The sequence below is a fragment of the Furfurilactobacillus entadae genome, assembly GCF_045862745.1.
GTDB classification, from domain to species: domain Bacteria; phylum Bacillota; class Bacilli; order Lactobacillales; family Lactobacillaceae; genus Furfurilactobacillus; species Furfurilactobacillus entadae.
The window spans coordinates 101,417-114,978 of the sequence record NZ_BQXN01000005.1; the positions used below are offsets into that span (position 1 = coordinate 101,417).

The 13,562-nt window shown below is 47.8% G+C and carries 13 protein-coding genes, 5 tRNA genes and 1 riboswitch; of the genes, 3 read left to right on the plus strand and 15 right to left on the minus strand.

The features are described from left to right. Positions 1–70: 70 nt before the first annotated feature. The 14 genes from ACKTR5_RS03805 to ACKTR5_RS03870 form a co-directional block, all read right to left on the minus strand. A complete protein-coding gene (locus tag ACKTR5_RS03805; RefSeq protein ID WP_407879324.1) occupies positions 71–988 on the minus strand; it encodes a DMT family transporter in 918 nt (305 codons plus the stop codon). A 32-nt stretch (positions 989–1,020) separates the two neighbouring features. After that, positions 1,021–1,419, minus strand: coding sequence for a hypothetical protein (locus ACKTR5_RS03810; protein ID WP_407879326.1), 399 nt, complete (start codon positions 1,417–1,419; stop codon positions 1,021–1,023). Between the two features lie 84 nt (positions 1,420–1,503). Further along, the gene (locus tag ACKTR5_RS03815) at positions 1,504–2,019 is read right to left on the minus strand and encodes a hypothetical protein (protein ID WP_407879328.1); all 516 of its coding nucleotides are present in this window, start codon (positions 2,017–2,019) and stop codon (positions 1,504–1,506) included. 75 nt (positions 2,020–2,094) lie between these two features. Continuing rightward, the gene (locus tag ACKTR5_RS03820; RefSeq protein WP_407879330.1) at positions 2,095–3,051 is read right to left on the minus strand and encodes a DHH family phosphoesterase; all 957 of its coding nucleotides are present in this window, start codon (positions 3,049–3,051) and stop codon (positions 2,095–2,097) included. A 172-nt stretch (positions 3,052–3,223) separates the two neighbouring features. Then, a tRNA-Pro gene (locus ACKTR5_RS03825) sits at positions 3,224–3,297 on the minus strand. Between the two features lie 41 nt (positions 3,298–3,338). Beyond that, a tRNA-Arg gene (locus ACKTR5_RS03830) sits at positions 3,339–3,412 on the minus strand. Between the two features lie 23 nt (positions 3,413–3,435). Continuing rightward, positions 3,436–3,507, minus strand: a tRNA-Gly gene (locus ACKTR5_RS03835). A 17-nt stretch (positions 3,508–3,524) separates the two neighbouring features. Next, positions 3,525–3,598, minus strand: a tRNA-Thr gene (locus ACKTR5_RS03840). A gap of 9 nt (positions 3,599–3,607) precedes the next feature. After that, positions 3,608–3,689, minus strand: a tRNA-Leu gene (locus tag ACKTR5_RS03845). 255 nt (positions 3,690–3,944) lie between these two features. Then, a complete protein-coding gene (serS, locus tag ACKTR5_RS03850; RefSeq protein WP_407879332.1) occupies positions 3,945–5,234 on the minus strand; it encodes a serine--tRNA ligase in 1,290 nt (429 codons plus the stop codon). A 311-nt stretch (positions 5,235–5,545) separates the two neighbouring features. Further along, positions 5,546–6,193 carry a deoxynucleoside kinase gene (locus tag ACKTR5_RS03855; protein WP_407879334.1) on the minus strand — a complete coding sequence of 216 codons (648 nt, stop codon included), beginning with the start codon at positions 6,191–6,193 and terminating at the stop codon, positions 5,546–5,548. 430 nt (positions 6,194–6,623) lie between these two features. Beyond that, complete coding sequence (locus tag ACKTR5_RS03860; RefSeq protein WP_407879336.1) at positions 6,624–8,141, minus strand: amino acid permease; 1,518 nt, start codon at positions 8,139–8,141, stop codon at positions 6,624–6,626. Between the two features lie 131 nt (positions 8,142–8,272). Continuing rightward, positions 8,273–8,458, minus strand: a riboswitch (Lysine riboswitch). A 94-nt stretch (positions 8,459–8,552) separates the two neighbouring features. Further along, positions 8,553–9,080, minus strand: a complete 528-nt coding sequence (locus ACKTR5_RS03865) for an Rrf2 family transcriptional regulator (protein WP_407879338.1) — start codon at positions 9,078–9,080, stop codon at positions 8,553–8,555. A 109-nt stretch (positions 9,081–9,189) separates the two neighbouring features. After that, positions 9,190–9,762, minus strand: coding sequence for a GNAT family N-acetyltransferase (locus tag ACKTR5_RS03870; RefSeq protein ID WP_407879340.1), 573 nt, complete (start codon positions 9,760–9,762; stop codon positions 9,190–9,192). Between the two features lie 134 nt (positions 9,763–9,896). On the opposite strand from ACKTR5_RS03870, the gene ACKTR5_RS03875 reads away from it, so the two are divergent. From ACKTR5_RS03875 to ACKTR5_RS03885, 3 genes are all read left to right on the plus strand, one after another. Beyond that, the gene (locus ACKTR5_RS03875; protein ID WP_407879342.1) at positions 9,897–10,703 is read left to right on the plus strand and encodes an alpha/beta hydrolase; all 807 of its coding nucleotides are present in this window, start codon (positions 9,897–9,899) and stop codon (positions 10,701–10,703) included. Between the two features lie 546 nt (positions 10,704–11,249). After that, on the plus strand, positions 11,250–11,801 hold the full coding sequence (locus ACKTR5_RS03880) for a GNAT family N-acetyltransferase (RefSeq protein ID WP_407879344.1): 552 nt from the start codon (positions 11,250–11,252) through the stop codon (positions 11,799–11,801). Between the two features lie 140 nt (positions 11,802–11,941). Next, the gene (locus tag ACKTR5_RS03885) at positions 11,942–13,276 is read left to right on the plus strand and encodes a C1 family peptidase (RefSeq protein WP_407879345.1); all 1,335 of its coding nucleotides are present in this window, start codon (positions 11,942–11,944) and stop codon (positions 13,274–13,276) included. Positions 13,277–13,396: 120 nt separating this feature from the next. Here ACKTR5_RS03885 and ACKTR5_RS03890 read toward each other — a convergent pair. Then, positions 13,397–13,562 (minus strand): IS3 family transposase (locus tag ACKTR5_RS03890; protein ID WP_407879349.1); only part of this gene is annotated, 166 nt, incomplete at its 5' end.

Here is a 13,562-nt window from a genome sequence, read left to right on the forward strand (position 1 = left end):
ATATCAATGTTAATTATATCACTAATATGGGAATTTTGAAGTCGGTTCCACGTGACGCCCTCACAATCGACTAACCTGCCTTTTTCGGCGTTCGATAGCCTAGTGATAGCATCACAACCGCTAAAATAATCAGCAATCCCCCAACACCATCTGCCCAAACAAACGGAATGTGGAGCACTGTAATCGAAATGACGGTTGCTGCGAGTGGTTCGAACGCATCCAGCAAACTTGCTGTGGTTGGCGAAATGTACATCAAGCTAACTGAGTACATAACAAACGCAATTAGCGTTCCAAACAAAACCACTGCGCTAACAGACAGAACGGTTTTCATCGTTAACGGCGGCACGCCGACCCAAATGGGTTGAATAAAATTCATGGCAATCCCACCAATAAACAACCCCCACCCATTAACATTAACGGACCCGTACGTCGGTAACAACGGACGCGGCAGTAACGTACTCGTCGCTACGGCAACTGCTGACATCAATCCCCAAAAGAGCAAAGCTGGCGAAACAGCTAAATGATTCAGCTGCCCATGTGTCACGACAAAAAAGGCCCCCAGCAACGCTAACACCATGCCAATTGCTTCTGCGCGCGACGGCAATTCCCGGTGAAACACGACGTAGTACAACGCGATAACGATTGGACCCAAAAATTGCAGAATTGTTGCAACTGCCGCATTTCCATACCGAATTGCCAAAAAGTAAAAGAATTGGATGGGAATCAGTCCCAGTAACCCAAATAAAACTTGCTGCCCTGCTGCCCGTGGTGTCCTCCACACGGCAAACGGATGCTTGCCTGTCACCACGCTATAAGTAAGGAGTAATAAGCCCGCAAACGTCATCCGAACCGCCGTCAACCATGCTGGTGTCACTGGATGAGCACCTGTAAATAACACTTGGGCAAAAACGCCAGAGATTCCCCACAGCATGGCGCCACCACTTGCCAATAAAATTCCGACCAAGACGTGGCCGTTTCGCTCCCTCATTTGTAACACCCCACAACACATTTCTTCATTAATTAATCCGTTTTATCAAACGGAAACTGTTTTACTAGGCGATTACGCCGTTCATAAACCGTTCCGTACCACCAAATGTCACAAATTATCCCCAATAGCGCAAGCAAGCCAACCGCGTACCGTGTTAGCCCCGTTTCTGAAAATAGGCCGACCAAAAGTGTAAACAGGCTAAACAGCACGGCCACCGCAATCGACAACGACAAAATAACCAAGCCCCGCCGTTGTTTTTTCCACCAAATCCCGAGTAACAAGCTCAGCGTCAAACACCCTAACGCGAGCCACCAGCCCCAGAGATTTTGTTGCGTGATGTAATGCGCCGCTGGCCACATGGTGAGTAACACCATTTCTACGATCATAATTCCCCAGGCCAGGACCGTTAACCGTAATCCTTTTTTTGACATATTTTCACCCTTTCGCACCGTTAAAAGAACCCGTCAGAACGAGATGTTCATGACAGGTCAGTTAATCACCTATTTTAGCCAACGTTAATGATAACGGCGACCAACCATTTGGCGCACTGGCGAGTGCATCGGGTCATCAAGACTCCCAGCCAATTCAGCAAAAACCGTGAGGAGCTGGGCATTCGATAATTTTGCTAAACTAGTCGCCGTCTTAATGGTTGCGTCGTCCCACTGTGCCACTGAATGATTATCCTCTTGATCTAGCACGATTTCGAGTAATAATCCCACGTTGCTAAACACATGACTGTGGGCCGTAGCCAACGATTGGTGCAACCATTCAAGCACCCGTTTTCCGGACGAGGTCAACGCCTGCTGGCGAAACGGTAATTTAAGTAGACACTTCAAAAATTCATGATTACTTAAGCGACTGGCCGCCTGAGCAGCTGCCTGGTCGGCAACGGTTGGTGCAATTTGATCACCCGTCATGATAGCGTCTAACCGAGCCAAATGACGGACCAATTCAAATTCGCGGGTCACTTTGTGTTCACGTATTAACCAGTTTTCAAAAACCTCAACGGCATGTTCACGTTGTGTCAGCATGGCGTCACTCCCTTAAACGTTCGTTACCGTCAATGTAACATTACTAGGAACCATTAACCAAGTGAAACGCTTGCATTACTGATTAGCACGCCAATTTTGAACAAGGTTCGCAAGTTCCGTCTTCATTACCATTAATTCATTTTGATCAGCTGCATTCGCACCACTTGCTAAATCGTGTCCGCCACCATGGTGACCCTTCGCCAATCCGTTGATCACTGGTCCCTTTGACCGCAAGTGGACCCGGAACGTTCCGTCGGCGTTTTCAACAACAAGGAGCCACGCAATGACATCCTCTAACCGACCGGGTGTTGAAACCACCGCGTGTGCTTCACTCGTTGTTACGTTTAGCGCTGTCAATCGTTCTTGAGTTGCCACAAAATAAGCCGCTCCGTTTACATCAATTTCAAGATCAGTCAGAACATCACCCATCAACCGACCAACACCGCGGGAGAGTTCAGTTTCGTGGCGACTCACTTCCGCAGCATCAATCCCTGTTGCCAGGAGTTGACTCGCAATCTGTAACGTGTGAGCACTCGTGGCTGGGTACAAGAACCGCCCGGTATCCCCAACAATTCCGGCATATAACAGCCGCGCTGCTTTTGCCGTCAGCGGCAATTGACCGTTACTAGCATTGACCAAATCCATAATAAGTTCCGACGTACTGGAAGCTTCTGGTAACACCCATTGCGGATCGCCAAATGCGTCATCATTCGGATGGTGATCGATCTTAATCAACTCACGGCCCTGTACGTAGCGACCGTCATCAATGCGTTCCGTGTTCGCCGTATCGACAACAATCACTAAAGCATTGGCAAACGTCGCGTCAGCAACTTGGTCTGGCAAGCCGAGCCACGCCAAATCCGTTGGAACATCACCAACGGCGTACACTTTTTTGGTGGGGAACGCCGCCTTGATCAACGTTCGAAGCCCAAATTGTGAACCAAGTGCATCTGGATCAGGCCGTTGGTGCCGGTGAATGATGATCGTGTCGGCTGCTTGAATTGCCGCTAAAATTACTGAAGTCGTTTCCATATTTTCTGCCATCCTCATTTTAAATGTTACGTTCATCATGCCATAAAAGTTCGTGGAGAGCCAATCCTTTAACGCAAGTCAGGTTTCGCCCAATCATTTTCATCATGGACTCCGTTCAGCTACCCATCAGAAACAAAAAAAAGCCACCACCGTAACCGGTGATGGCTAGTAATCGGGACAACAAGATTTGAACTTGCGACCCCTGCGTCCCGAACGCAGTGCTCTACCAAGCTGAGCTATATCCCGAAAAAATCGCCGCCACCAGGATTGGTGGTGGCGATTAATGATGCACCCAGTAGGAGTCGAACCTACAACCTTCTGATTCGTAGTCAGACACTCTATCCAGTTGCGCTATGGGTGCATTTTCATAACAAGGTTACGAAAAGCGGAAGACGGGATTCGAACCCGCGACCCCCACCATGGCAAGGTGATGTTCTACCACTGAACTACTTCCGCATATTAACTTGGAACAATGCCGACTAGAGGATTCGAACCTCCGACCCCCGCTTTACTAGAGCGGTGCTCTGACCAGCTGAGCTAAGTCGGCAAATACTGATGCGGATGAAGGGATTCGAACCCCCACATCAAAAGATACTAGAACCTAAATCTAGCGCGTCTGCCAGTTCCGCCACATCCGCAGCATCTGACTCTCTTCCTCATCAGACAACTATTAGATAATATCATTTTCAATGAAAAACTGTCAATACTGTTCCATTTATTTCTTCAACTTTTTTCGTTTTCATGAGCCCCTTGCGCTTCCCCATCCACCATTGTTTAGCAATCAGTTCACCGTATTGCAGGATCACATGCCTATTGGTTTGCCATAATAAAAAGGCGAGCTCCCAAAACGGAAACTCACCTTTACGATGTGCACTTTAAACGTCAGTTAAACCCTAGTTCATCCGTGCGTTTTCTTTAGTGATCTTTGTTACCCCGTGCATGTAAGGAACCAGTGCTTCTGGAATGGTGACAGAACCGTCTTCGTTTTGGTAGTTTTCCAAAATGGCGGCAACGGTCCGACCAACAGCAAGACCAGAACCATTCAACGTGTGAACCAAGTGAACCTTGCCGTCGTGGTCACGGTAACGAATTTGTGCGCGCCGTGCCTGGAAGTCTTCACAGTTAGAACAACTTGAAATTTCCCGATAAGTTTCTTGATGCGGAATCCATACCTCTAAGTCGTGGGTCTCGGCTGCCGTAAAGCTCATGTCGCCGGTCGCTAACGTAATAACATGGTAAGCCAGTCCCAATTTTTGTAAGATGTCCTCAGCGTCCGTCGTCATCTTTTCCAATTCATTGTAAGATTCTTCGGGTTTCACGTACTTCACCATTTCAACCTTATTAAACTGGTGCATCCGGATTAAGCCCCGTGTGTCACGTCCAGCAGAACCGGCTTCTGACCGGAAACTTGGTGACAAGGCTGTCAGGTACACCGGTAATTGGGCTTCGTCCAGCACTTCAGCGCGGTAGTAGTTTGTCAGCGGCACTTCGGCTGTTGGAATCATCGTTAAATCTTCATCGGCCAGTTGGTACACGTCTTCCTTAAACTTGGGAAATTGGCCCGTCCCGTACATTGAGTCGCTGTTGACCATGTAAGGTGGAATAACTTCCTCATAGCCTTCCTCGGCATGTTGATCCAACATAAAGTTATAAATGGCGCGTTCTAGCTTCGCACCCATCCCCATGTAGTAAACGAACCGGGCACCAGAGACCTTTGCAGCCCGTTTAAAGTCCAAGATTCCAAGGTCTTCACCAATGTCCCAGTGCGCTTTAGGTTCAAAGTCAAAGTGCGGAATGACCCCCACCTTTCGTTCTTCACGGGCGTAGTTTTCATCTGGGCCAACGGGGTCCGTGTCATGGGGGAAGTTTGGCAAGTGCGCCATCTTGTCGTTAAACGTCGTGAGCACTTCATCCAGTTCAACGTCTAGCGCCTTAATTTGGCTTCCCACTTCTCGCATTTCAGCAATTTGGGCCGTTGCGTCTTCCTTGTTCCGTTTAGCAACACTGATGGCATCTGACACAGTGTTCCGTTTCGCCTTCAATTGTTCCGTTTGTTGAAGTAGTTCACGCCGCTTCTCATCCAGCGCTAACACGTCATCAATTTGTTCCGGCTTCACAGCCCGGGTTGCTAACTGCGCCTTTGCTTCATCCGGATTTGTCCGGATTCGTTTAATGTCTAGCATATGCTTGACCTCCATTTTATGCGGTTAATGAGTCAAAAAAGACGCCACTCATCCCAATCAATTGGGACGAATGACGTCAATTCGCGGTACCACCCAAGTTCACCATCGCTGGTGCGCTCAAACAAGATAACGACTTTCGCCGTGCGGGAGTTACCCGCCCACGTGATTCGTTGCTGGAAGCGCGATGATCCGGTTTTCATCAACCACCGGCTTTCTAAGTCATCGCATAAAACAACTGTGTTTATTTATGTCATTAATTGGCTTTAGTGTAAGCCATTCACGCCATTCCTGCAAGCATCAGCTTCAAAAAATTATGCCGTTGCAACTTGCAATTCGGCTAACTTCGCGTCAATCTGGGCCAACACTGCCTGGGCCGCCGTTGGATCTTCAACGAAGTCAAATTGATCACCATCGATCTTCATCTTTGGACCATGGTTATACTGTTCATACCAGTCCGTATAACGTGCATTCAACTGTTTGTAGTATTCGTACAGGTCTGGATCTGTATCGATCTGTTCGTATTCACGCCCACGTTTTTTAATCCGTTCTAACATTGTGTCAAACGAAATATCAATGTGAATCAGTAAGTCGGGGTTCTTCGCATGTGGTGCATCTGGCAATTCTTGCATCATGTTTGTCATGAGGGAGTCGTAAATGTCCACTTCTGTCTCCGTTGACCGGCCTAAGTCGGCGTTTAAATGAAACAACAGTGAGTCTTCATAAATTGACCGGTCCATCACACTGGCATCATCAGCAAATGACGCCTTGATGGAATCCATGCGTTTGTTCAAAAAGTAAATCTGCAGTAAGAACGCATACTTTTTAGGATCCTTATAGAACAACGGCAAAATGGGGTTGTCCTCCACTGATTCATAAAATGCCTGCGTGTTCAAATGAGTGGCCAGAAGATCCGTTAAACTCGTCTTTCCTGCACCAATCGTTCCTGCTAAAACAATCATGTCTTGTCTCCCCTAAGTTCTGTCCTAAGCTGCCAATTTGTCTACCCTACATGCTAATGGCGCACTAAACGGCTCACCACCACGACACCACGCAACGTGAGCTAGCGCAATCATTATTTGCCTTAAATATCTGCTACATATTGTAGCACGTCTAAAAATCAGTGGCATATCTTGTAGCCAAAAAAATAAATCGTAATCGTTCTGTCATAACCGTGTTTAACCGAAGAAGCCCCGGCATGAAGCGCAGGGGAGTGCTTACATTGTTTGCAACCTTTCCATGAATATATTTATTTCATGACAAAAAGGTGAGAACGCCTCATGCCATCATCATCCATTAAAAAACGACCGTTGTGAATGGTTCCCCCTCACAGCGGCCGCTTTAATTACTTTATCTTGAAACCTTAACAATGACCATCATGCGCATTGCAGCTTAATCAGTATGTGTGTTCGTATCCGTTGATGACCCAGCAACCTCTGAATCAGCAGTAACGGTCGAATAGCTTTCAGACCGTGTCTTCGGCGACAGATTCACCTGATCCAGTGGAATCATGTGCGTCATATGCCGAATCTTGTAGTAACCCCACAAAATCAAGAACAGTGGCACACTCATGTACGTGATCAGGATCGCCTGCAAATCAAAGTTTGCAAATGACTTGAGGTCCTGGCCTGCAATCACGATGATTCCAAGGCCAAACGCGAGTAACGGGCCAACCGGGAACCACTTTGCGTGATAGCGCAATTCGCTCACCTTGTGCCCCTGCTTAACGAATGCCCGCCGGAAACGATAATGACTGATGGCGATCCCGAGCCAGGCAATAAAGCCAGTCAACCCAGACGCCGCCACCAAGTACAAGTACAACTGGGGCCCAAAGATACTGGTTAAGAACGTTAGTAATCCAATGATCATGGTTCCGATCAATGCAGCCATTGGGATGCCACGCTTGTTCGTCTTCCCGAAGAAGTCTGGCGCGTACCCTTCGTTTGCAAGTGAATACAGCATCCGCGTTGAGGCGTATAACCCCGAATTAGCGGATGAAATCACGGACGTCAAGATGACGGCGTTCATGACACTAGCCGCAGCGGCCAACCCGGCACGGCGGAAGACTAACGTAAACGGACTGATGGCGATATCCGTTGCGCTTGATCCCAAAAGATCCTTGCTGGTATAGGGAATGATGCAGGCAATAACAAAAATGGCTAAAATATAGAATAATAAAATCCGCCAGAACACCTGCCGGATCGCCTTTGGAATACTCGTTTCTGGTGTTTCACTTTCACCAGCTTCGATTCCGATCAGCTCCGTCCCTTGGAACGAGAACCCAGCGACAACGAAGACGGACAGTAACGCCGGAATCCCACCAACAAATGGCGCATGCTTGTACGTCAGGTTAGAAAAGCCGGTTGCATGGCCGCCCATAATTCCTAGGATGGTGAAGACCCCAACCACTAAGAAAATAAGAACGGTGACCACCTTAACGATGGACATCCAGTATTCCGTTTCACCAAAGGAGCGAACGGATAATGCGTTGATCGTAAAAATGATGGCTAACGCAATGATACTAAAAATCCACGCCGGAACATGTGGCAGCCAAAACTGCATAACTAACGCCGCCGTGGAAACATCAACGGCCAACGTAATGGCCCAGTTGAACCAGTAGTTCCACCCCATGGCAAATCCTAATGCGGGATCAACAAACTTCGTTGAATACGCCGCAAATGACCCGGTCAGTGGCATGTACGTCGCCATTTCACCAAGACTTGTCATCAAGAAGTAAACCATTAGCCCAATGGCAATGTACGCCACTAATGCCCCACCAGGCCCGGCTGTCGAGATTGCCGACCCGGAGGCCACAAACAACCCTGTTCCAATACTACCACCCAGCGCGATCATCGAAAGATGCCGCGTCTTTAACGTCCGGTTAACCGCACGATTTTCATTTTCTGCCATATCGAGTTCCTCCCATTTTTTGCAAAGAGAAGCACCGGATGTAATCTGAACAAACAAAAAAGGTCGGCTTGCTTAACAAAGTGTCAATTCGACACGCTAAACAATCCGACCACCTTTAATCTATCCTGGTCAATCGTTGATAGCGCTCCGTGGCGTTTCTATTTGCCACGACAGTCCGTTAGCTATTAACCAACGGCCCAACCACTAGATTGAAACAGCAACCTGTGATTTCGGCGACGCACCCTTTTACTGAAAGTCAGTGGACCTGTTTGTCCTCGTCTCAGCGACTCGTGATTGCCGCAACCTCTTCATTCGATATAACGACAGTATAAAAAGAAGACTTGCAAATTGCAAGTCTTCTTTTAGTCGATTAACGATTTATCGCTTTCATTAACGGTTCTTTTGCTCTTCCTACACCATGTGGCCACCACGAAGTAACCGTTTAAGCTGCTCCGTAAAACGAGTTGCGTTCTCAACGCTATCGTTCCAATCCACCGTCGGGATAATTGTTGACTGAAAGATTTTGACCAACACTTGGTGTACCGACACTGCTTGAAGTGCGGAGGCATACCGCCGATCAGCCTCAGCAAATAAATCTGTCAATACTTGTGAACCCCGGTTGGCCAGTGGTTCTAAGTCGTCAAAAACTTGATCAATTAGCCCGTTATTTGGATATGAATCAATGATCTCGGTTGCCACAACAGCGTCCCAAACACTAATTTCATCCGCTGGCCGCCCCAGTGTAAAGCCGCCCTGGTTGCCAGAAACAGATTGAATCAGCCCCGCCACAACCAGTTTACGCATGATTTTACGCAGGTACGTTTGTGAGCCCCCTAACCGTGTGTGGATCACAACGGACGTCAAGGGGACATTTTGTTTTTGGGTGGCAAGCAATGCCAAAATGCAGGCTGCCTGCTCGAAGCCCTTTGTTAATTGCATATGTTCACCTGGCCATCATGGCCTCATCAAATTAATTATTTTTCAACTTTATTTCGCTCAGTTTGTCTTTTTATCATAGCACACCACACACTCACGACAACCCCCGAAACTACTGGTTATTCGCCGAATCCTGTGGGCCCGTTGCGCGCCAAAAATCAAGCGGGGTCAGCTTGTAAAAGCGCTCCACTTTTCCGGGGGCAAAAAAGTCCGTTTCGTCGTGCTGAAGCTGATGTGTGAACTGAAAACCACACTTTGTAAAAATCCCGGCTGACCGCGTATTATCCGCAAAATACGAGCCCAAAATCGCCTGTAACCCGTGATCAAAACCGTAATTCAACACGGCAACGACTGCTTCACTCATGTAGCCCCGTCCCCAAAACGCTTCGTTCAACATGTAGCCCAAGTCCCGTTCCCCCCGGGCAAGGCGACCATTTTCATCGCTTCGACCATACAGCCCGATCGTCCCAATCAACTGGTGTGTTTCCGCTAATTCAATTCCCCAGATCCATCGCTGGTGCAAGGTTTGTTGTAGCAAAAAATGCGTTTCAAATTCGGTCCTGGTTGCTTGAAACCCCGCTGGTTGTGCCACGTTCACATTTTCAACGATCGCCGTAAAGTCGGCTAAGTCCGTCTCACTCATGGAGCGAATTACCAAGCGGTCTGTTTCTATCCTAGTTGCCATTTCGTCCCTCCAGCGGTTTGTTACCAAACACCGCTCTATTTGATGCTAGTTTAATCCAGGCGCCAGACAAACACAATCCGCCTCCCTCGCCACGCATCATCATTTGAGCTATCATACCTAGTGAGGTGAATGCCATGCAAACAATCAAACACATGATCAACGATCACAGTTACTTTCGCGGCTTTATGCACGATGTCCCCGGTCAAAACGGGCAAACGACCTTCCCCACCATGGTCATCGTCCCCGGCGGCTCTTACACGCATATTCCAGAAGCACAGGCTGAAAGTGTCGCACTTGCTTTCTTCGCTCAGGGTTACAACGCCGTGTACCTACGTTATTCCTTCATCGGCGAAATCATTCCGCTCCTTCCTGCGCCACTGATCGAACTGGCCCAGACGGTTCATCAGCTAAAGACCACGCCGGCGTGGCCCGTTGCTAACGACCAGGTCGTTATCTTCGGGATGTCCGTTGGTGGTAACTTGACTAGTCTATATAATGATTACTGGCACACTGACTGGCTAACGACGGCTTCAGCATCCACGCCAGACCAGTTGGAACCGACTGGTGTTATCCTTGGGTATCCCGTTATTAGTCCCAACCTTGGCTTTCCAAAGGACGCACACACACTGGCTCAGTGGACTGATGATCCCGCTCGGTTTGCCGCTGAACAACACGTTTCGGTGCATAATAAACCGACGTTTGCCTGGGTCACCGCAGAAGATCAGGCAGTCCCAGTGAAAAACACGCTTCAGTATGTGCAAGCCATGACCGATCATCACCAGCCGGTAGAATTACACCTTTTCAATCACGGACCACACGGATTGGCCCTTGCCAACCAGGTGACCGAATGGAAACCGGGAACAAACCTCCCGCACGTTGCCCACTGGTTTACCCTGGCCCAGGAGTGGTTGACCGATTTATTCACCAAGCCAACCGCCTAACCCAATTTAGTTTTTGTTAATGACACACTGACGGACATCATGATGGTCTTGTCAGCGTGTTTTTTAATTGATCAGACGATCAATTGTTTCCACTGGCGACAATTATGCGTTTTCAAAAGTGGCAGTTTTCTAAGAAACCATGTGAACATTACACAACCGGCATTAACGCCATGTTTTAATCACCATTATTTACCGTATTTATGAGAGAAAAATTAATGTTGAAAAGAGTAGCCATTTTCATTTAAACCGTGTAGAATGCTCTCACGTGGTCAACAACTGACCTTTTCATCAGGCAGTGACCAGCCAATGAAAAGTGTAACTGATGAGGAGTTACCCACCCATAATATGGTCACTGTCATGATTCCTCGTGAATCAACCTGGCCGCAATCGCGGCACATTGTGTGAGGGCCATGGCAGTTAACGTTTGGACCGATCATCCTTACGTGACAGTTCAACTAATCTGATTAACCCGGTAGAGCATACTAGTTCGTTTCCACCGGGTCATCCTGAACGTGCCATGACTCAATCGAAAAAGGAGCGAGTCTCATGACATCATCAACTTTAAACGTTACATTACACTTCGCAGAAATGACTGATTTACCAGCCATCAAGGAAATCATTACGGATGCCCGCGGCTTTTTAGCCGACCAAGGCATTGACCAATGGCAAAATGGTTATCCAGAGGATGCCGTTATCGCCGCCGACATTGACCGTGGTGAAACGGTTGCCTTAAAGGATGACGAAGGTACAATTCTTGCCATTGCTTCCCTAGTTAAGGGCATCGACGACGCTTACGAAGGCATCGTTGACGGCAAGTGGCGGGTCCCTGCAACACCAACAAATTACGTTTCCATTCATCGTGTTGCAATGGCGAAAGCCTCCCGTGGCCATCACCTAACCCACGATTTCTTCGACCTCATGCTTGAACAAATTCGACAGGATTCAGACGTCGAAAGCGTCCGCATCGATACACATCCCGAAAACTTTGGCATGCAACATGTCATTGAAACAAACGGATTTGATTACATCGGCTTGGTCCCAGTTGTCGGGGGTCGGCCTGATGAGACCAACGTCGCCTACGACATGGTCCTCAACTAAATAAGCTCAACAAATTAGCGGCCATCACCTTGATGAAGCCGTTTTTTTATTGCATTCATTCATAAACGGGTGATCGCCACTTTCTAATCAACTTCTAATGCAGTATACTAACTCCATGTAAAAGAAAAGGAGTGAGTCATTTGACTACTGAAATTACCCCTGATCAAATTCACCGCTACCAAGATGAATTATCAGAACGCAAAGACGCTGCCATTTTAGAACGCGCCATTAAAAAGAACGGGATTCTTGCCACCGCGCAGGATAACGCTGCTAACGTTGACATGACCCCCGTATTTTCGATTGATTTAGACACTGGCCACGTGGCCAACCAAAAGCAAAGTGGGCGTTGTTGGATGTTTGCAGCATTGAACACCATGCGTCACGCCATGAAGGATACCTTTAACCTTCCTGGTGACTTCGAACTTTCCCAAACGTACACTTACTTCTGGGATAAGTTTGAAAAGGCCAATTACTTCTATGAAAACGTCATCGCAACCGGTGATCAACCATTAACGGATCGTAAAGTTGCCTTCCTTATGACGACACCACAACAGGATGGTGGTCAGTGGGACATGATCTGTGCCATCATTGAAAAATATGGTGTTGTGCCCCAGTCTGTTATGCCAGAAACTTACAGTGCCACCAGTTCCAGTGACTTCAACGGGTTGTTGAACCTGAAATTACGGAAAGACGCCGTTGAATTCCGGGAACTCGTTGCTGCACATGCAAGTCGTGCCGAACTGGATGAATTAAAAGATCGCAAACTTCAAGAAGTGTACCGGATGCTGGCTTACAGTTTCGGTGAACCCGTTCAACACTTCGACTTTGAGTATCGTGACGAGAAAAAGGCTTACCACCTTGACCGTGATCTGACACCGAAGTCCTTCTATGACAAATACGTTGGCTGGGACCTTTCTCAGTACGTTTCCATCATCAACGCCCCAACCGCTGATAAGGCCTACAACAAGACCTACTCCGTTGAAATGCTCGGAAACGTTGTAAACGGCCGGGAAGTTAAACACTTAAACGTTACTATGGCTGACTTCAAGAAACTTGCCATTACGCAGCTTGAAGCTGGTCAAAGTGTCTGGTTTGGTTGTGACGTTGGCCAAAGTTCTGATCGGAAGGCCGGCATCATGGACACCAAGGTGTACGCCAAGGACGAACTGTTTGACGTCGACTTCTCCATGAGTAAGGCAGAACGCCTCGACTACGGTGAAAGTCTCATGACGCACGCCATGGTGCTTACTGGTGTCGACTTGGTCGATGGCAAACCCACTAAGTGGAAGGTCGAAAATTCCTGGGGTGACAAGGTCGGCGATCAAGGTTACTTTGTTATGAGTGACGCGTGGATGGACCAATACTGCTACCAAGTTGTTGTCAACAAAGCCTTCATGGCTGACGACCTCAAGGCAGCACAGGAACAAGCACCCGAACAATTACAACCATGGGACCCAATGGGCGCCCTTGCTTAACGTGTTTGTTCTGAGTAATCCGTTTATTGATCAATAAACACACGCCACTAAAAAGGCCCCACAACCGCGCAGCGTAATCTGACGTTTACCCAAAAAGTTGGAACTAAATAGTTTTGTTAATTAGGCAGTTAATTGCCGCTCGAAATCGAGTGGTGATTGACCGCCTAATTTTATTTGAATTCGCTTTTGATTGGAATAATTAATCCAGGAATTGATTGCTTTGGTTAGCTCTGAGGCGTTTGCGTATTGCTGTAAACTACCAATTTCAACTTTTAATTTACCAAAG